The 17,516-nt window shown below is 66.7% G+C and carries 17 protein-coding genes; 7 read left to right on the forward strand and 10 right to left on the reverse strand.

Annotated elements, in window-relative coordinates:
• Positions 1-63 precede the first annotated feature (63 nt).
• Complete coding sequence (locus tag ACZYZ7_RS14525) at positions 64-330, forward strand: hypothetical protein (RefSeq protein WP_135459614.1); 267 nt, start codon at positions 64-66, stop codon at positions 328-330.
• A 148-nt stretch (positions 331-478) separates the two neighbouring features.
• Positions 479-1,288 carry a L,D-transpeptidase gene (locus ACZYZ7_RS14530; protein WP_135459613.1) on the forward strand — a complete coding sequence of 270 codons (810 nt, stop codon included), beginning with the start codon at positions 479-481 and terminating at the stop codon, positions 1,286-1,288.
• A 93-nt stretch (positions 1,289-1,381) separates the two neighbouring features.
• Here the strand turns inward: ACZYZ7_RS14530 and ACZYZ7_RS14535 are convergent, their stop codons facing one another.
• Both ACZYZ7_RS14535 and ACZYZ7_RS14540 read right to left on the reverse strand, forming a co-directional pair.
• Positions 1,382-1,813: a hypothetical protein gene (locus ACZYZ7_RS14535; protein ID WP_450071013.1), complete on the reverse strand. Its 432-nt coding sequence runs from the start codon at positions 1,811-1,813 to the stop codon at positions 1,382-1,384.
• A 286-nt stretch (positions 1,814-2,099) separates the two neighbouring features.
• Positions 2,100-2,966, reverse strand: a complete 867-nt coding sequence (locus ACZYZ7_RS14540) for a DUF732 domain-containing protein (RefSeq protein WP_135459611.1) — start codon at positions 2,964-2,966, stop codon at positions 2,100-2,102.
• A gap of 197 nt (positions 2,967-3,163) precedes the next feature.
• Between ACZYZ7_RS14540 and ACZYZ7_RS14545 the strand changes: the two genes are divergently transcribed.
• The 3 genes from ACZYZ7_RS14545 (at position 3,164) to ACZYZ7_RS14555 (ending at position 5,946) form a co-directional block, all read left to right on the forward strand.
• Positions 3,164-3,607, forward strand: a complete 444-nt coding sequence (locus tag ACZYZ7_RS14545) for a hypothetical protein (RefSeq protein WP_450071014.1) — start codon at positions 3,164-3,166, stop codon at positions 3,605-3,607.
• A gap of 65 nt (positions 3,608-3,672) precedes the next feature.
• Positions 3,673-4,512, forward strand: coding sequence for an SDR family oxidoreductase (locus tag ACZYZ7_RS14550; protein ID WP_135459609.1), 840 nt, complete (start codon positions 3,673-3,675; stop codon positions 4,510-4,512).
• A 288-nt stretch (positions 4,513-4,800) separates the two neighbouring features.
• Positions 4,801-5,946: a glycoside hydrolase 5 family protein gene (locus tag ACZYZ7_RS14555; protein WP_450071028.1), complete on the forward strand. Its 1,146-nt coding sequence runs from the start codon at positions 4,801-4,803 to the stop codon at positions 5,944-5,946.
• A 13-nt stretch (positions 5,947-5,959) separates the two neighbouring features.
• On the opposite strand, the gene ACZYZ7_RS14560 is transcribed toward ACZYZ7_RS14555, so the two are convergent.
• The gene (locus ACZYZ7_RS14560; protein WP_463741215.1) at positions 5,960-6,988 is read right to left on the reverse strand and encodes an alpha/beta fold hydrolase; all 1,029 of its coding nucleotides are present in this window, start codon (positions 6,986-6,988) and stop codon (positions 5,960-5,962) included.
• 111 nt (positions 6,989-7,099) lie between these two features.
• Between ACZYZ7_RS14560 and ACZYZ7_RS14565 the strand changes: the two genes are divergently transcribed.
• The gene (locus tag ACZYZ7_RS14565; protein ID WP_463741216.1) at positions 7,100-7,996 is read left to right on the forward strand and encodes a LysR family transcriptional regulator; all 897 of its coding nucleotides are present in this window, start codon (positions 7,100-7,102) and stop codon (positions 7,994-7,996) included.
• Here the strand turns inward: ACZYZ7_RS14565 and ACZYZ7_RS14570 are convergent.
• On the reverse strand, positions 7,993-8,346 hold the full coding sequence (locus ACZYZ7_RS14570) for a VOC family protein (RefSeq protein WP_036443520.1): 354 nt from the start codon (positions 8,344-8,346) through the stop codon (positions 7,993-7,995). The two genes, ACZYZ7_RS14565 and ACZYZ7_RS14570, sit on opposite strands and share 4 nt — an antisense overlap.
• 96 nt (positions 8,347-8,442) lie before the next feature.
• Positions 8,443-9,363: a TIGR03619 family F420-dependent LLM class oxidoreductase gene (locus ACZYZ7_RS14575; protein WP_450071017.1), complete on the reverse strand. Its 921-nt coding sequence runs from the start codon at positions 9,361-9,363 to the stop codon at positions 8,443-8,445.
• 110 nt (positions 9,364-9,473) lie between these two features.
• On the opposite strand from ACZYZ7_RS14575, the gene ACZYZ7_RS14580 reads away from it, so the two are divergent.
• Positions 9,474-10,253, forward strand: a complete 780-nt coding sequence (locus ACZYZ7_RS14580; protein ID WP_450071018.1) for an SDR family NAD(P)-dependent oxidoreductase — start codon at positions 9,474-9,476, stop codon at positions 10,251-10,253.
• On the opposite strand, the gene ACZYZ7_RS14585 is transcribed toward ACZYZ7_RS14580, so the two are convergent.
• From ACZYZ7_RS14585 to ACZYZ7_RS14605, 5 genes are all read right to left on the reverse strand, one after another.
• The gene (locus tag ACZYZ7_RS14585) at positions 10,218-10,853 is read right to left on the reverse strand and encodes a TetR/AcrR family transcriptional regulator (RefSeq protein WP_135459605.1); all 636 of its coding nucleotides are present in this window, start codon (positions 10,851-10,853) and stop codon (positions 10,218-10,220) included. The genes ACZYZ7_RS14580 and ACZYZ7_RS14585 overlap by 36 nt on opposite strands.
• 7 nt (positions 10,854-10,860) lie before the next feature.
• Entirely contained in the window at positions 10,861-12,087 is a 1,227-nt protein-coding gene (locus ACZYZ7_RS14590; protein ID WP_463741217.1) for an FAD-dependent oxidoreductase, read from the reverse strand.
• Complete coding sequence (gene helR / locus ACZYZ7_RS14595; RefSeq protein ID WP_463741218.1) at positions 12,080-14,245, reverse strand: RNA polymerase recycling motor ATPase HelR; 2,166 nt, start codon at positions 14,243-14,245, stop codon at positions 12,080-12,082. The genes ACZYZ7_RS14590 and helR overlap by 8 nt, the downstream gene beginning before the upstream one ends.
• A gap of 119 nt (positions 14,246-14,364) precedes the next feature.
• The gene (locus ACZYZ7_RS14600; RefSeq protein WP_463741219.1) at positions 14,365-16,899 is read right to left on the reverse strand and encodes a DEAD/DEAH box helicase; all 2,535 of its coding nucleotides are present in this window, start codon (positions 16,897-16,899) and stop codon (positions 14,365-14,367) included.
• Between the two features lie 122 nt (positions 16,900-17,021).
• Positions 17,022-17,495 carry a carboxymuconolactone decarboxylase family protein gene (locus ACZYZ7_RS14605; RefSeq protein ID WP_450071586.1) on the reverse strand — a complete coding sequence of 158 codons (474 nt, stop codon included), beginning with the start codon at positions 17,493-17,495 and terminating at the stop codon, positions 17,022-17,024.
• Positions 17,496-17,516: the final 21 nt, after the last annotated feature.

A 17,516-nucleotide genomic window follows, 5' to 3' on the forward strand; every position in this document is an offset into this window, starting at 1 on the left:
ACGCTCGGGACTGAATAGACACCGAATAGAAGTGTCGTGAAGCTCCACCGGAGGTCAGTGAAAATGGCGACAAAAGCTGCCGGCTCGACGGTCATCGAGCTGGCGACGCACCCGCTCTGGTGTTCGTCGCAGCGCTACTCCAGGGAGCTGGCCGCGGCCAAGCGCAGGCATCCGTCGTCCTATCGACCTGAGGCCGAAGATGACGCGCTCGACGTCGAATCTCAGCGGCCGCTGCCATCGGGCTTGCGCACCAACGCTCTGGTGACCCCGCTGTCCTGCGCTCGGGTCCTCAAGTTGAACAGCGCGGCCGGCGAGCTCGTCGGGGACTGACGCCCCGAAGTTCCGGTCGATCTGCCGTGGCCGAAACGTGACGAACGCTTGACCGAATTGTCTACGTGTGACTACACATTCGGACAGCTGCGGGCCAATACCATGACATCGTTCAAGATCATGGGGGCATCGCAGAGAGATCGGTTTGATGCGCGCGGTAGTTCAGGGTGTTCTCGTTCTGGTCGTGGTTGTCATGACCTATTTCTCCGGCGGTACGAATAGCGTCGACACGGCGGCGGTGAGCCTGCCGTTGACGTCGACCATCGAATCGATCGCGCCGGCCCAGGGCGCTGTCGTCGGCGTGGGCCATCCCGTGGTGGTGACGTTCAAGAACCCGATCACCAACCGGTCATCGGTGGAACGTGCCCTCGGGCTGAAGTCGACGCCGGTGCGTACGGGCACCTACGAGTGGCTCGACGCCAACGTCGTGTCGTGGACCCCGGCACAGTTCTGGCCCGCGCACAGCACGGTGATGCTGTCGGTCGGCGGGATGCGGACGGAATTCCAAACCGGCCCAGCCGTTATCGGTGTTGCCGACATCTCCGATCACACCTTCACGGTCACCATCGACGGGTTGGGTGAAGACCCACCGATCGCCCTGCCGGCACCGCATCATCTGCCGCACGCCGGCGAACCGGGGGTGCTGCTGGCCTCTCTCGGGCGTCCCGAGTACCCGACCCCGGTCGGCACCTACACAGTTCTCGGGAAAGACCGCACGGTGAAGATGGATTCGAGCAGCGTCGGCATTCCCGTCGATGCGCCGGACGGCTATCTCCTGGACGTGGATTACGCGGTCCGATTCACCCATCGGGGTCTGTTCGTACATTCCGCGCCGTGGGCAGTCCCGTCGATGGGCCTGGACAACACCAGCCACGGCTGCATCAGCCTGATCCCGGCGGCCGCCGAGTGGTACTTCAACACGGTCAACATCGGTGATCCGGTGATCGTGCAGGAGTAGTGAATCCTGCTGTGAGGCAACGGTAAAAAGGCAATGAGAAAGGCGCCCGGCTGGTGAGCCGGGCGCCCTTTTTGCGCTACGGGATGGGTTGGATCAGCCGCCGGCGGATGAGTCCGGGGGACCGGGCAGCGTGGGAGTCCCGGCGACCGGGCCGCCCCCGGGCGAAACGGTCGGGACGCCCTTTCCGGTGCCTGCGGCGATCGCCACCGGAGCGGCGATAGGTGCAGCCGCGGGGACCGGAGCGGCGGCCGGTACGACCGGCACCGGCGGTGCGAGGGGCACCGGAGGCACCGGCACCGGCGGTGGTGCGAGTGGTACCGGCGGGACGGCAACCGGTGGCGGTGCCAGTGGTGCCGGCGGGACCGCGGCCGGGACGATTCCCGCGGATTCGACTGCCGCAGCCGCGCACGGCGCCCCGGGCGCCGCACCGGCGGCACCGTCGACGCACTTGTACCCGCCTGTCTTGAGTTGCAGCGCTGCCGCGGCGTGCGGGCTCAGCGCTACTGCGGTCGCTACTGCGGTCATGCACAATCCTGCGCTGACAACAGTTTTGACCGTGATATGAGCAAAGGTGGCCATCCCCGATCAGCTCCCTTGATTCGTGTGGAAATTACATCGGTGAAAATTGTGACGAGCTGAACCGTAGAACTGTCTGAAATCGGTGTCCACACAAGTTTTCAGATGGTTGCGGGGTTGACATGTGAGCGAGCCGTAGTCGTGACCGCATCGTTTCCAACCGGCGGCGTACGTCGTGATATGGCGTCGCGCGGCAATGGCCCAACTCCGCGCGAGGGCGCGATTCTCGCAAACATCATTGACCGAGCTGCATCCGGATCCCTTTGGCCACAAGTTGTTCGAAGGTGTAGCTGAATTCGCCGCGACGTCCGACGGAGAGCACGTAGCGATCCTGACCTTCGGTCAACGGCACGCTGAAGGAGAAGGTGCAGCTGGCGGCGTCGCCCTTACCGGGCCCCAGGGTGGTGGTGGCGAGTACGTCGCCTTTGCCGTTCTTGACGGTGACGATGGTGCCAGGATTGACGTCGGAGTATCCGTTTGCGCCTTGGCATGCTGTTCCGTCGGAGACGATGCCCTCGGCGCCCACGTTGTCAGAGAGAATGAAAGTACCTGCGACCGTCGTCTTTTCGAGCACATGGAAGCCTTCGGAGAAACGCGGGCAGAACGCTTCGACGGCGATCTTGTCGGCGAGTAGGCCCTGTTGGGCTTCACCGTCTTCCAGCCGGCGGCACACCTGCCGCCCGTGGGCGACAGCGTTGGCGTCGGAATTGAACTGATCGCTGATCCCGGCATCCTTCAGTGCGGCAAGGTATCCGGCCTCCGGCGGGGGCGGCGGTCTGTGGCCCGCCACCAGGAGGATCCATACCACCGCGGCGGTCATCACGATGATCGCCGCCGCCGCGGTGGTTCCCAGCCAGGTCGACCGGATGCCCGCGGTCTTCAACTCGAGGTAGTCGGGCAGCATCCGGCCGCCGACGGGGTCGGTCGACGTGGTCCGGCCGTCACGAACCCGATTCGTCGGATGTCCGGTGACGAAGTAGCGGCCTTCGTGGCGGGCTGTGGGGTCCGGTCGCCATCCGGTCGGTGCGGTTTCGTGGATCTGCCCGCAGCGGCTGCAGGTGTCGGTTTCATCGAGCGGGGATCCGCAATACGGGCAGGTCATAGCGGACGATCCACCACGGGCAATCGACAGCGGTTCGCCTGCGTCATCGATGGGCCATCTGTCATCACTACCCGTTATATGCCGCTCGGTCCGCCTGCACAGCGGGCCGCTCAGATTGGCTGCCGGGAAAATCCCGTCGCACATTCGGGTAGTGCGGTACTCGTGCCTGCTCGTGCGTCTCGGCGAAGACTTCACCCATGGCCGAAGTCAAGCTCGTATCGCTTGTCGCCGTTGACGTGATCGTGGCCGTGGCTGCGCCGATCGCGGCTGCCGAGCTGTCGGAGTACTGGCCACTGCAGGTCGGGGCGGCGCTGGTCGGACTGTGGACGTTCCTGATGGTCTGGATAATTCAGCATGGCAACTCCGACCCGGAGCGCAACCGAACCGCGGTGCGGGATGCGATCGTCTCGGCCTTCGTCACGAGCTATCTGATCATCGTCAGTTGGAGTCTGTTCTCGCGGGCGAACAACGGGCAGCCGATGGGCAATGTGGATCCACTCGCCCACACCCTGCTGGCCCATTTCACCTACCTGACCGGGATCGTGGTCGCCGCCCACGTCGGCGCCGGTGCGCTGGAATCCGTGCGCGCCAGGCGCTCGGGCACCCCATCGGATGGCGGAGGCCAGGACACCGCGGCCTGAGGACGCTGAGCAGTTGCACGGCCCCGCCGCGGCGGGGCCCCGGACCTGCGTATACCGTGCTGGTCATGACACGGGTGACGGTGATCACAGGCGGCGCAGGTGGCATGGGACTCGCGACGGCCAAGGTCGTCGGGCGGGACCAGCCGGTGGTGTTGTGCGATGTGCGACAGGAGCGCCTCGAAGGCGCGGCCACCGCGCTGGCCGACCTGGGTATCGCGGCCGCGATCGTCAATGCCGATGTCACCGATCGGGAGGCCGTCGATCGGCTGTTCGAGACCGCGGCCGGGCTCGGCACGGTCGGCGCCGTCGTCCATGCGGCCGGGGTCAGCCCGAGCATGGGTGACGCCGAGTACGTCATGAGAACCAACGCGCTGGGCACGCTGCACGTGAACGAGGCCTTTTTCGCGTCCGCGGGCGAGGGAGCGGCGATCGTCAACGTGGCATCGATGGCGGCGCACCTGCTGCCCGAGGAGATCATTCCTGCGCAGCACTTTCCGCTGGCGCTGCAGGACCAGGACCGATTCCTCACCGAAATGCTCGCGGCGTGCAACATCGCTCCGGAGGACATGCGGTCCGGATTCTCCTACGCGATCAGCAAGGCGTTCGTGAAGTGGTACAGCTCGTCGCAGGCCGAGCGGTTCAACGGCCGCGGCATCCGCATCGTCTCGGTTTCCCCGGGCTCCATCGACACCGAGATGGGCCGGCTGGAGGAACAGGCGGGGGCGGGTGCCATGGTTGCCGACGCCGCGGTGCCACGGTGGGGCAAGCCGGAGGAGATGGCCGATCTGCTGGCCTACTGCGTCAGTGACCGGGCCGGTTACCTCACCGGTACGGACATCCTCAATGACGGCGGCGTCGTCGCCTCGATGCGGGAACGCGCCCGGCTGGCCGCTGCCGGCAGTTAGTCAGCCGCGCACGGGCTGAACGCCCGTGGGATCATTGATGGCGGCATGGGGGTGCCGGGCCTGAGTGGCCTGGTCGTTCAGCGTCAGCAGTTCGGTTTCCGAACGCCGGTCGGGGGGCTGGCGTCGAACCTGTCGGGACATTGCCCGCGGACGCGTCGTCGACAACTCGCTGTGGAGTTGGGATCGCGCGTGCGACGGGTACCCCTTTGGTGCCGTCAGTGTTCGCACAGGGAGATGCGTTTTATTCGTAAAGTGATGCAGGTCAACAGGAAAGACGACGGTGCCGGTTTGGGCCGTCGTGCCGCGTTCAAGCTGTCGCTGCTCGTCACCGCGGGCTTGTCGGTGGCCAGGGCGCCGGAGGCCCACGCGAAAATCGACGGCCACGGAGCCCGCTGGTCGCCCGAGCGGGCGCACCGCTGGTACGCCGCGCAGGGTTGGCTGGTAGGCGCCAACTTCATTCCGTCCAACGCGGGCAATCAGTTGGAGATGTTCCAACCGGAAACCTATGACCCGCAGCGGATCGACAATGAGTTGCGCATCGCCCGGTTGGCCGGATTGAACACGGTGCGGGTGTTCCTGCATGACCAGCTGTGGGCCCAGGGCCACTTGGGCTTTCAGAACCGACTGGCCCAGTTCGTTGCTCTGGCATCCAGCCACGGCATCAAACCGCTGTTCGTGCTGTTCGATTCCTGCTGGGACCCGTTTCCCCGGTTGGGGCGCCAGCGGCGGCCACGGCCCGGGATACACAACTCGGTGTGGGTTCAGAGCCCGGGTGCGCAGAACCTGGACGATCGCCGGTACCGGCGAATGTTGCGTGAGTACGTCATCGGGGTGATCAGCCAATTCCGTCATGATGACCGGGTACTGGGGTGGGACCTGTGGAATGAACCCGACAATCCCGCAGCCAACTACCGCGAGGTGGAACGGCAGGACAAGGTCAGCCTGATCGAGAAACTGTTGCCCGAGGTTTTCGCCTGGGCCCGCTCGGTCGACCCCGTGCAGCCGTTGACCAGTGGTGTCTGGGACGGGGCCTGGGCGGACCCACAGCAGCGCAGTGCGATGGCCACGATCCAGCTCGACCTCTCGGATGTGCTGACCTTTCACAGTTACGACGATCCGGCCGGATTCGAGGCCCGGATCGGCGAGCTGGCACCCATGGGACGTCCGATCCTGTGCACCGAATTCCTGGCACGAGGTGAGGGCAGCACGGTCGAGGGCGTGTTGCCAATCGCCAAACGGCACAACGTCGGTGCCTACAGCTGGGGCCTGGTGGCGGGTAAGACGCAGACCTATCTACCGTGGGATTCTTGGGATCATCCCTATAAGTCGCCCCCGCAGGTGTGGTTCCACGACTTGTTCCACGCGGATGGACGACCGTATCGGGACGGTGAGATTCGCACGATCCGAGAGCTGACCGGACGGCCGTACCCCTGACGCGAGCGTGAGTTCAGCGCCCACCCATGCGACTGACGTCGGCGATCGCGGCGACGAACTGCTCGGGTGCCTCCTGCGGCACGTTGTGTCCGATGCCGTTGAGGATGCGGTGTTCGTAGGGCCCGGTGTAGAGCGCGCGGTAGCCGGCTCCGTCCTTGGCCGCGCCGTCGAAGTCGGAACCGATCGTGATGGTCGGAACCGTGACGGGCGGCTTGCCGGCCAGCCGTGCCTCGTCCGCGTCGTAGCGGGCCTCACCGGGGGCCAGGCTGAGCCGCCACCGGTAGTTGTGCACGACGATGTCGACGTGGTCAGGGTTGTCGAACGCCGCGGCGGACAGGTCGTAGGTGGCGTCGTCGAAATGCCACAGCGGTGAGGCCTTGGTCCAGATCAGCTTGTTGAATTCCCTGGTGTTCTCGCGGTAGCCGAGTTCACCGCGCGGGGTGGCGAAGTAGTACTGGTACCACCAACCCAGTTCGGCCTCGGGCGCCAGCGGCTTGAGGTTGGCGGCCAGGTTCACGGTGATGTAGCCGCTGACCGCGACCAGTCCCGCGCAGCGTTGCGGCCACAGGGCGGCAACGTTGTTGGCGGTGCGTCCGCCCCAGTCATATCCGCCGAGCACGGCCTTGGGGATGTTCAGCGCGTCCATCAAGGCGATGACGTCGTGCGCCAGTGCGGCCTGCTGACCGTTGCGCACGGTGTCGGCGGAGCGGAACCGGGTGGAACCGAAGCCGCGCAGGAACGGCACGATGACGCGAAAGCCCCGCTCGGCGAGCAGTGCCGAGGCATCGGCGTAGCTGTGGATGTCGTAGGGCCAGCCGTGCAGCAGGATCACCGCGGGCCCATCGGCGGGCCCGGCCTCGGTGTAGCCGACATTGAGTTCGCCGGCGTCGATCTGTCTGACCGGGTTCATGGTGTGCGACGGCTTGGCCGGTGGTCCGGGTGGCGGAGCGGGCGCGAGTGAGGTGCCGCAGGCCGCCAGTGTTGCCGCGCCGGCCGCGGCCGCCGTGAGGAAGCCGAAGTTCCTTCTGCTCAAACCAGTCACCGTTGCTGCTCCTTCTCGCGGGCTCGTGGTATCCATCCCACCCGCACCACGCCATCAAGTCCAACGATTGGATCTGATGAGACCTATCGATCAGATAGATAGGCTGGCACGGTGGAGTTACGACAGATCGAACACTTCATCGCGGTGGCCGGCGAGATGAGTTTCACCCGTGCCGCCGAGCGGGCGCACGTCGTCCAGTCGGCGTTGTCGACCTCGATCGCGAAGCTGGAGCGTGAGCTCGGGGTAGAACTGTTCGACCGGTCGCGGCAACGGATCAGCCTGACCGCAGCCGGGGAGGCTTTCCGGTCGCACGCCTACGAGGTGCTGCACGCGGCCCGTGCGGCAGCTGAATCTGCCGGACAGTTCCGTGGATCACTCATGGGTACAGTCGAATTCGGCTCGTTGATCTCCTATGGTCCGGTCGATGTCGCCGGTGCTCTCGGCGACTTCCACCGTGCCCACCCCTTTGTCCGGTTGCGGTTGCGGCTGAGCCAGTCCGGTGCATCGGCCTATCTGGCGGCACTTCTGGAGGGCTCGCTGGATCTTGCCCTGGTCTCACTGCCCAACCGGTTCCCGGCTCAGCTCGACATGAGGCTGCTGTTCGAGGAGCCCATGGTGTTCGTCTGCCGTGACGACCATGTCCTGGCGCGACGTCGCCGTCTCGAGCTGGGCGACCTGGCCGGCGAGGATCTGGTCGGATTCCCACCTGAATTCGGACTGCGGCGCCTGATGGACGAGGCGTTTCACCGGGCCGGCGTGCAACCCCAGACGCAGTACGAGGTTCCGGCCGGGTTCGCCGCGATTGCCGAACTGGTCGGCACCGGTCTGGGTACCGCATTCATGCCGGCGTCCGAGGCGCGCCGCTTCGGCGATCTGCGGACCGTTGTGTTGCGCGACCCGCCGGTGTGGCAGGTCTATCTCGCCGCGCCGCCGGTCGGGCGGATGACACCGGCCGCGGCGCGGCTGGCCGAAACCCTGCTCGACGCCGCGGCTTCGGCGCCCGGCTAACGAGCCAGCGGACTGTAGAAGACCAGGCCGTTGCCCTTGTTGTCGTACACCACAGCCCGGCGCTCGTGGGCATCGTCATACGGGTGCTTGATGATTCCGCCGCCACTTTCTTCGATGGCCTTGGCCGCACCGTCCACGTCGGCGGTCTTGATCCCGACGACGACCTGGCCGGGGATCGGGTGATCCACCGACGTGGCCAGGGCCAGCGTGAGAGATCCACCGTCGAGCGCGGCGAAGTGGGCGCCGTCGCGGAACTTCAGCGGCATTCCCAGAGTCTCGGTGTAGAAGCGGATCGACTCATCCAAGTCGTCGGTCGAAAGAATGATCATCCGTACGTCGTGGTCGCTCATCGGTGCCCTCCTATGGCTGAACGGTTTCAGGTTAGGGGCTGCACGGGTGCGCACATAGGGTCCTTGGTCCATCTGGGTCCTTGACCACCACCAGTTCTATGGCACCTTTGGTTTGATCTCCTCGATCACCCACTGGGCATAGTCGAGATATTCGTCGACGCCGCTGACGGTGGGGAGTGGCACGGCGCTGACCGTGACTCCCTGTTCCCCGAGCCAACACAACCGGTCGACGATTTCCTGCGCACTCATGTCGGACCGGGTGTCGGGGTCCTCACGCACGGCATGCGCCTCGCCGACCCGTCTGGTCGCCATGCCGTGCACGACGTCGAACTCGCGTCCGTCGTATTCCGGCTGCGACTTGATGAACTCGATCCTTTCGGCCAGTTTTTCCGGAGGGGTGAGAAACGACCACCACCCGGTGGCATACTTCGCCGCGCGTCGGAGCGCCCCGTCCGCGTCCCCGCCGATCCACACCGGAAGGTGCGGTTTCTGAATCGGTTGGGGTTCCACGGCGATGTCGTCGAAGGCCACGTACCGGCCGTCGAACCGCGGGTTCTCACTGGTCCACAGCTCGATGATGGCCGCCAGGTACTCGTCGGCAATCCGTCCTCGTTCGTGAAAGGGAACGCCGAGTAGTTCGAATTCCCGTTGCAGCCAACCGACTCCGAACGTGACCATCATCCGCCCACTGCTCATCCAGTCGGCCGTGGCCAGTGACTTGGCGAGGACGAGCGGATGCTGGAGCGGCAGCACCGTGATGCAGGAGTTGAGCCGTATCCGTGAGGTGGCGCCCGCAAGGTAGGCCTGCGCGACTGTGGACTGCAGATAGTGCGGCCCGGACAACTCGACGTGTTCACGCGGGATGGCGAAATGTTCGGGCACGGCGATCATGTCGTAGCCCAGGTCGTCGGCCCGCTTCGCCATCCTGGTCTGATCGGCGCCGGTGACTTCGGCCTCCCACGCCTGCATCGTCGCCTTGAGTCGCAGCATGTGAGGCAGGTTGAAGATGAATTTCACCCGGGCTCCGTTCGGTCTTGCATGGGCGGTGTGCAGGACTCTACATATATAGAGACTCTGTGGGGTAGGTTGTCCGGAATCAAGCCGAACCACAGGAGAGCTCGCCGACGATGACACTGCAATTCGATCTGTCACACCGGCGGGTGTTGATCACCGGTGCCGGACAGGGCGTCGGCCGCGGTTTGGCCGATGCCTTTGCCGCAGCCGGGGCCACGGTGCTGGTCAACGACCTCCGAGGTGACCGGGCGGAGGCTGTGGTCGCGGAGTTGCGAGAAGCGGGCGGTGATGCGGTGGCGGTGCCGTTCGACGTCACCGACTACCAGGCGGTCACGCAGGCAATCATGACGGTCGGGCCGGTGGACATCCTGGTCAACAATGCGGGCAACGCCGGCGCCGAGGGCTTCGCCGCCCGGGTGCCGTTCGCCGAATCCACCCCTGCGGACTGGCATCCGTTCCTGCAGGTGAATCTCTATGGCGTACTGCATTGCACGCGCGCGGTGCTGCCGGCGATGATGGAACGGCAATGGGGCCGGGTGGTGACGATCGTGTCGGATGCCGGGCGAACCGGCGACGCCAGTGGCGCGGTGTACGCGGCGGCCAAGGCCGCTGCCGCGGGCCTGACCCGGTCGATCGCGCTGGAGAACGGCCGCTACGGCATCACCGCCAACAACATCGCGTTGGGCACCATGCGCACGCCGCTCACCGAACCGTTGTGGGCGGAGATGGCCGACTCCCCGCAGGCCAAGGCGATCCTGTCGCGCTACCCCATCCGCAGGCCCGGCCTGCCCGAGGACGTCGCCTACCTTGCGGTGCTGCTGGGCAGCGACCACGGCTCCTGGATCACCGGCCAGACCCTACCGGTCAACGGCGGTTACTCCTTCGCGATGTGAGGTGGCCGGGGCCGCCGCGACGATCGCGGTGATGATGTCGTGGAGTTCCTCGTCGGAGTTGATCGTACGGTCGCCGCGGGCCAGGGCAAGCATCAGTCCGCTGATGAAAGTCAGTAGGACATAGGCCTTTTCATCGATCAGACCCGGGTCGGTGTCGGCCGGGCAGAGCGCGACCACGACGTTCCGGTGCAGTTCGAAGAACCGCTGTTGGTTGTGGCTGAACGCTTCGGCCAGGGCTGCGTCCCGGCTGGACGGCATGACCAGCTCATAACGGGCCTTGCTCCGGACCAGGCGCGCCCCGGTTCCGGACCGGATGACCAGGCGGGCCAGGCCGGCCGCCGGCGATGGGCCGTCGCCGCCGTTCTCCGATCGGGTGGCCGCGGTGAGATCGGCCAGGTCGAGATCGGCGATGCGGTTGGCGGCCGCACGGATCAGCGCCGAGCTGGTGCGGAAGTAGAACGACGTGGTCCCGTCGGCAACCCCGGCCTTCCGGTCGACCTTCAGATGGGTGACACCCTTGATGCCCTCGCGGGCGAGCAGAGCTATTGCCGCATCGCACAATTCGCGTCGGCGTTGTTCGGGGTTCTGTTTGCCTCCCATGCCGAACCTAGCGGCGGGCCGGCTCAGGCACGTGTTCGGGACGCACCCCGGTGCCCACCAGGTAGGCGGGGATCGCGGTGAGCTGGGGGAACCGGCGCATGATGCTCACGAGTGCCCCGGGCGGGGTGACCTCGGCGCCTGCCATGACCGGTGCCAGCACCTGACGATGCAGGATCCGTTGGAAGCCTTGGGTAATGGTGGTCGGCACGGTGCGCGTGCGCTGCACGGCGGCCAGGTCGGACTCGGTGACCCGGTGCTCGCGCAGCGGTTGGTACAGCACGCGTGCGGCCGCGGCGGCGTCCTGGATCGCGACGTTGATGCCCACCCCGCCGACCGGTGACATGGCATGTGCGGCATCGCCGATGCACAGCAGACCGTCGCGATGCCACCGCGGCAGGCGGTTGAGCTGAACATCTAGTTTCTTGACGTCGTCCCAGGAGGTGAGTGTGTCCCCGTCGGCCTCCGGGATCAACTGGGCCAGCTCGGTGTGGAACGCGTCCAGCCCACGGGCGCGCAGTCCGGCGTCGCTGCCCTTCGGGATCAGGTAGGCGACCTGGAAGTAGCCGGTGCGGGGAATCATGATCAGTGCACGTCCGGGCGCGGTGCGCGGGATCAGCGAGTACTGGCCGTCCTCGGTGCGCGGCAGGCGGAACCACCACACGTCGAAGGGCACCGGATAGTCCCGCGTGGCCAGCCCGGCCTCCCGCCTCACCACCGACGTGCGCCCGTCGCAGGCCACGGTGAGCTCGGCGCGCAGCTCGCCGTCGCCGTCGGGGCTGGTGTAGCGGACTCCGGTGATACGGTCGCCGTCGCTGCGCAGGCCGGTCACTTCGGTCCGCATGAGCAGGGTGAAGTTGGGTTCACTGCGGCCCGCATCGGCCAGCAGGTCGAGGAAGTCCCACTGCGGCACCATCGCCACGTACGGATGGGACTGGCGCAGCCGCCGGAAATCGACGAACGTCACCGGGGGCCCGCCGTCGACCGGGAATTCGGCCTTCTCGACCTTGCTGTAGCCGATTTTGTCGAACTCGCCGAACAGCCCCAGCTCATCGAGCATGCGCATGGTGCTCGGATGCACTGTGTCACCGCGGAAATCACGCAGGAAGTCGGCGTGCTTCTCCATGACGGTGACCGCCACCCCGCACCGGGCCAGGATCAGCCCGAGCATCATCCCGGCGGGCCCACCACCCACGATCGCGCAGGTGGTGGCTGCCGGCGATGATGCGTCAGACATGGGCGAGTCCGTTCAGCGTGTCGGGAAGGGGTTCGGTGTGCAGAACCCCGAGGCGCTGCGTCGCGCGGGTGAGCGCGACGTACAACTCGGCGGCACCGCGGTCACCATCGGCCAGGATGTGTGCGGGCTCTACGACGAGCACCGCGTCGAACTCCAGGCCCTTGGTGTCCGACGGGGCCACCGCGCCGGGCACCTCGGGCGGGCCGATCACCACACACGTGCCCTCGCGGGTGGCTTCATCGCGCACGAATTCCTCGACAGCAGCGGGGATTTCGGCGGCGGTCAGGTGTTTCGCCCATGGCTGCACACCGCCTGCCCGCACCGACTCCGGCGGCTGGACCCCGGGTGCGAACTCAGCGAGCAGTGCACCGGCCACCGCCATGATCTCGGCCGGGGTGCGGTAGTTCACCGACAGCGTCCGGTAGATCCACCGGCCGGGCACATACGGCTCGAGCATGGTGTCCCAGGATCGGGCCCCGGCGGCCGAGCGGCGCTGGGCCAGATCGCCGACCACCGTGAAGGACCGGCGTGGGCAACGACGCATCAGCACCCGCCAGTCCATCTCGGACAGTTCCTGGGCTTCGTCGACCACAACATGACCGTAGGTCCAATCCCGGTCGGCCGCAGCACGTTCAGCGAGTCCGCGGGTGTCGCGTTCGATGAACCGGTCGGCCAGGTCCTCGGCGTCGATGAGGTCGCTGGCCAGCAGGTGGTCCTCGTCGTCCATCAGATCCTCGCGGGCGACCATCAGGTCGAGCACCCCGGCGGCGTAGGCGGCTTCCTCGCGCCGTTCGCGTTCCGCGGCTTCGTCGGCCGCCTTGTCCCGGCCCAGCAGATCGACCAGTTCGTCGAGCAACGGCACGTCCGAAACGGTCCAGGCGCTGGGGTCGGCTCGCAAGAACCGGGCGTCGGCGCCGGCCGCCTGCAGCCGATCGGGCGACGAATACAGCGTGGCCAACAGGGTTTCCGGGGTCAGGATCGGCCACAGCGCATCGAGTGCCCCGGCGAACGCGGCGTTGTCGTCGAGTTCGCTCACCACGCTGGCCCGCAGTTCCTCCCAGGCCGCCTTGTCCTGGCGGCTCAGCCACCCCTTGCCGATGCGCGCCACGGCGCGTTCGGTGAGGACGTAGGTGACGATGTCGCGGAACGTCGCCCGGGCCTCGTTGTGCGGCAGCCCGGTCTCTCGGGCCTCCTCGATGGCCCACTGCGCGGTTTCGGCGTCTATGCGCACGGTGACATCGGGCAGTTCGATGAAGATCGGCTCGGCCGGGACCTCCTGGCGGTCGGCCACCGCGGCGGCCAACACGTCGAGGATCTTCAGCGAACCCTTGATCGCGGCCACCTCGGGCGCGTCCTCGGCGGTGACGTGCAGGCCGGGAACCAGGTCGCCGGGTGTCATGAACACCGCATCGGACTCGCCCAGCGAGGGCAGCACCCGGCCGATGTGGTGCAGGAACGCCTCGTTGGGCCCGACGACCAGAACGCCGTGACGTTCAATGCGCTCGCGGTGGGTGTAGAGCAGATAGGCAACGCGATGCAGCGCCACCACGGTCTTGCCGGTGCCCGGGCCGCCCTCGACCACGAGCACCCCGGTGTGCTCGTTGCGGATGACCTCGTCCTGTTCGGCCTGGATCGTCGCGACGATGTCGCGCATGCCCTCATCGCGCGGGGCGTTCACCGCCGCGAGCAGTGCGGCGTCGCCTTCGTCACCCTCGGTGGGCCGGCCCAGCACCTCGTCGGTGAAATCGAGCACGCGGCGCGCCAGCGTGCGGAACTGGCGGCGCCGGCGCATGTTCTCCGGGTTGGCCCCGGTCGCGGTGTAGAACGGCCGGGCCAACGGTGCCCGCCAGTCCAGCAGCAACGGTTCGTAGTCGTCGTCGCGGTCGAAGAGACCCAGGCGCCCGACGTAGAGACGCTCTCCGTCGACGGTGTCCAGCCGTCCGAAGCACAGGCCGTTGTCCGCTACGTCGAGCCGGTTTCCTTCCTTGGCCAGCGCCAGCACCTCGGCGTCGCGTTCCACCGCGGACCCGCCGTGCTCGCGCAGCGCGGTGCGGTACCGGTCACGCACGAGGTTGCGTTCGGCATCCAAGCGGGAGTAGAGCCCGTCGACATAGGTCTGTTCGGACTGCACTTCGACATCGTGATCGTCAGCTGGCACGTGCTCCTCGTTCATCCGTGGTCAGGTTCGGCCAGCGATTGTGCGCCATCACCGGGGCCTTGCGGCAAGGCCCCGGGGTCGCGATAACCTGGAAGAGGCACGGGGTCAGTCGATCGTGCCTATCCCATCCGGCCCGCATCCACGATACGCAACACCGCGGCACCGTCCTCGTCGCTCGCGGCCAGGTCGACTTCCACGTCGAAGCCCCAATCGTGATCTCCGGCAGGATCTTCGAGGATCTGTCGCACACGCCACACCTGCGGCTGCCGATCGAAGATCAGCAACGCCGGGCCACGTGCGTCGGCTCCGGTACCCACCTCGGCGTGCTCGTCGAAATACGCCTCACCCGCATCGGCCCAGCGCTCGGCCGCCCAGCCGGCTGCGGCATCGAGCGCCCCGAGCTCGTCCCAGCGGGACCGGGCGAACAGCTCCACCCGGCGGAACAACGCATTGCGCACCATCGCGGTGAACGCCCGCTCGTTGCCCGTCAGCGGGCGAGGCCGGGCGGGCACGGCCACCGGCGCGTCGTGAGGTTGGTCCGGGCTGGTCAGCTGCTCCCACTCGTCGAGCAGGCTGGAATCGACCTGGCGCACCAATTCGCCGAGCCACTCGACGATGTCGGCCAGCGCTTCGGTCCGCGCGGCCGTCGGCACTCCTGAGCGCAGCGCCTTGAACGCATCGGACAGGTAGCGCAGCACCGCCCCTTCGGAGCGGGTCAACCCATAGACGCTGATGTACTCGCGGAAGGTCAGGGCGCGCTCCCACATCTCACGCACCACAGACTTGGGGGACAGGTGCCCGTCGGCGGCCCACGGATTGGTCTGCCGGTACAGCTCGTAGGTGTGCTCCAGCAGTTCGGCCAGCGGCTTGGGATAGGTGACCTCGTCGAGCAGTTCGATGCGTTCGTCGTACTCGATCCCGTCGGCCTTCATCTGCGCCACGGCTTCGCCCCTGGCCTTGTTCAGTTGGGCGGCCAGGATCTGGCGGGGATCTTCCAGCGTGGCCTCGATCACCGAAACGACGTCCAGCGCATAACTTTCGGATTCGGGGTCCAGTACATCGACCGCGGCCAGCGCGAACGTCGACAGCGGTTGGTTGAGCGCGAAGTCCGGCGGGAGGTCGACCGTCAGCCGGTAGCGGCGGCCGTCTGCCTCGGGTTCGGCAAGCCGCTCGACCACACCGGCCTGCAGCAGCGAGCGGGCGATGCCGACCGCCTCCCGGATGTGCTTCAGTTGACGTTTGCGCGGTTCGTGATTGTCGGTGAGGAGGCGACGCATCGCCGCGAACGGGTCACCGGGGCGGTCGACGACATCGAGGATCATCGCTGTCGACACCCGCATATTGCTGGTCAACGCTTCGGGGGCCGCGTCGATCAGCCGGTTCATGGTGTTCTCACCCCACGGCACCATTCCCTCAGGGACCTTGCGCCGCACCAGCTTTCGACGCTTCTTCGGATCGTCGGCCACTTTGGCGAACTGTTTGAGGTTCTCCACCTCGTGGTCGGGCGCCTGCACCACCACGGTGCCCGCGGTGTCGTACCCGGCGCGCCCGGCCCGTCCGGCGATCTGGTGGAACTCGCGGGCGTTGAGTAACCGCATCCGGGTGCCGTCGTACTTGGACAGGGCGGAGAAGACGACGGTGCGGATCGGTACGTTGATGCCGACGCCGAGGGTGTCGGTACCGCAGATCACCTTGAGCAGTCCGGCCTGGGCCAGCTGTTCCACCAGCCGGCGGTACTTGGGCAGCATGCCGGCGTGGTGGACGCCGATGCCGTGCCGCACGAGCCGCGACAGCGTGGTGCCGAACGTCGTCGAGAACCGGAAGGCGCCGATCATCTCGGCGATCGCGGCCTTCTCCTCCTTGGTGCTGACGTTGACGCTCATCAGCGCCTGAGCCCGCTCCAGTGCCGAGGCCTGGGTGAAATGCACGACGTAGATCGGTGCCTGTTTTGTGTCGAGCAGGTCGGCGATGGTCTCGTGCATCGGCGTGGTGGCGTACGAGTAGAACAGCGGCACCGGCCGTTCGGCCCCGGCCACCAGCGCCGTCTCCCGCCCGGTGCGCCGGGTCAGGTCCTTGCGCAGGAACTCGACGTCACCCAGCGTCGCCGACATCAGCAGGAACTGCGCCTTGGGAAGCTCGAGCAGCGGCACCTGCCACGCCCAGCCGCGATCCGGGTCGCCATAGAAGTGGAACTCGTCCATGACCACCAAGCCGATATCGGCGTCGGCACCTTCACGCAGCGCGAGGTTGGCCAAGATCTCGGCGGTGCAGGCGATGATCGGCGCATCGGCGTTCACCGACGCATCCCCGGTGAGCATGCCGACGTTGTCGGCCCCGAACACATCGCACAGTGCGAAGAACTTTTCGCTCACGAGCGCCTTGATCGGGGCGGTGTAGAAGCTGACGCGGTCCGCGGCGAGCGCCGCATAGATCGCCCCGGTGGCCACCAGAGATTTGCCCGAGCCGGTCGGCGTCGCAAGGATCACGTTCGCCCCGCTGACCAGTTCGATCAGCGCCTCTTCCTGTGCCGGGTACAGCGTGGTGCCGTTGGCCTCGGCCCACACGGCGAAGTCGGTGAACAGCGTGTCGGCGTCGCCGCCCTTGGCTTGCAGTGCCGAGAGGTCGCTCGGATCGTCGAGCAGGGGAGTGGTCATGTTGGTAACCAGCGTGCCAGCTCGCCCGCATCCCCGATCGCCCAGGCACGGTCCACGTTCGTAACGCAGTGGCGAAAAACAGGCTGCTCGGCCGCCACTGCGTTACGAGCGCGAGAGCGCCGCTATCCGAACTGGCCCGGCTGGTAGTCGCCGGCGGGCATCTGAACGATCACGTTCAAGCGGTTGACGGTGTTCATGAAGGCGATCAGGCACACCAGCGCGCCCAGTTGGTTCTCGTCGTAATGCTTGACCGCATTGGCCCACACGTCGTCACTGACCCCGCCCGCCGCATCGGCGATCCGGGTGCCCTGCTCGGTCAATTCCAGGGCCGCGCGTTCGGCCTCGGTGAATACCGTTGCCTCCCGCCATGCCGCGACCAGGTGGAGGCGCTGCTGGGTCTCCCCGGCGAGCACCGCGTCCTTGGTGTGCATGTCGGTGCAGAAGGCGCAGCCATTGATCTGGCTGGCGCGCAGCGCCACCAATTGCTGCGTCGCCTCGGGGAGCGCCGAGTCCGTGATCACCTTGCCCGCCGAGGTGACGTACTTGAGCATCTTGACGGCGGTCGGGTTCTCGAACAGGTTCAAACGAGCATCCATGGTGCACTCCTGGTTGATGGG

The sequence above is a fragment of the Mycobacterium sp. IDUB_17 genome, from assembly GCF_055419465.1.

Excerpts from the sequence above, each read along its gene's own strand:
- ACZYZ7_RS14585 (WP_135459605.1), bottom strand. The coding sequence starts at position 10,853 with ATGGGAGGCAAACAGAACCCCGAACAACGCCGACGCGAATTGTGCGAT.
- ACZYZ7_RS14530 (WP_135459613.1), top strand. The coding sequence starts at position 479 with ATGCGCGCGGTAGTTCAGGGTGTTCTCGTTCTGGTCGTGGTTGTCATG.
- ACZYZ7_RS14580 (WP_450071018.1), top strand. The coding sequence starts at position 9,474 with ATGACACTGCAATTCGATCTGTCACACCGGCGGGTGTTGATCACCGGT.
- ACZYZ7_RS14535 (WP_450071013.1), bottom strand. The coding sequence starts at position 1,813 with ATGACCGCAGTAGCGACCGCAGTAGCGCTGAGCCCGCACGCCGCGGCA.
- ACZYZ7_RS14550 (WP_135459609.1), top strand. The coding sequence starts at position 3,673 with ATGACACGGGTGACGGTGATCACAGGCGGCGCAGGTGGCATGGGACTC.
- ACZYZ7_RS14590 (WP_463741217.1), bottom strand. The coding sequence starts at position 12,087 with ATGTCTGACGCATCATCGCCGGCAGCCACCACCTGCGCGATCGTGGGT.
- ACZYZ7_RS14545 (WP_450071014.1), top strand. The coding sequence starts at position 3,164 with ATGGCCGAAGTCAAGCTCGTATCGCTTGTCGCCGTTGACGTGATCGTG.
- ACZYZ7_RS14570 (WP_036443520.1), bottom strand. The coding sequence starts at position 8,346 with ATGAGCGACCACGACGTACGGATGATCATTCTTTCGACCGACGACTTG.
- ACZYZ7_RS14540 (WP_135459611.1), bottom strand. The coding sequence starts at position 2,966 with ATGACCTGCCCGTATTGCGGATCCCCGCTCGATGAAACCGACACCTGC.
- ACZYZ7_RS14525 (WP_135459614.1), top strand. The coding sequence starts at position 64 with ATGGCGACAAAAGCTGCCGGCTCGACGGTCATCGAGCTGGCGACGCAC.
- ACZYZ7_RS14600 (WP_463741219.1), bottom strand. The coding sequence starts at position 16,899 with ATGACCACTCCCCTGCTCGACGATCCGAGCGACCTCTCGGCACTGCAA.
- ACZYZ7_RS14605 (WP_450071586.1), bottom strand. The coding sequence starts at position 17,495 with ATGGATGCTCGTTTGAACCTGTTCGAGAACCCGACCGCCGTCAAGATG.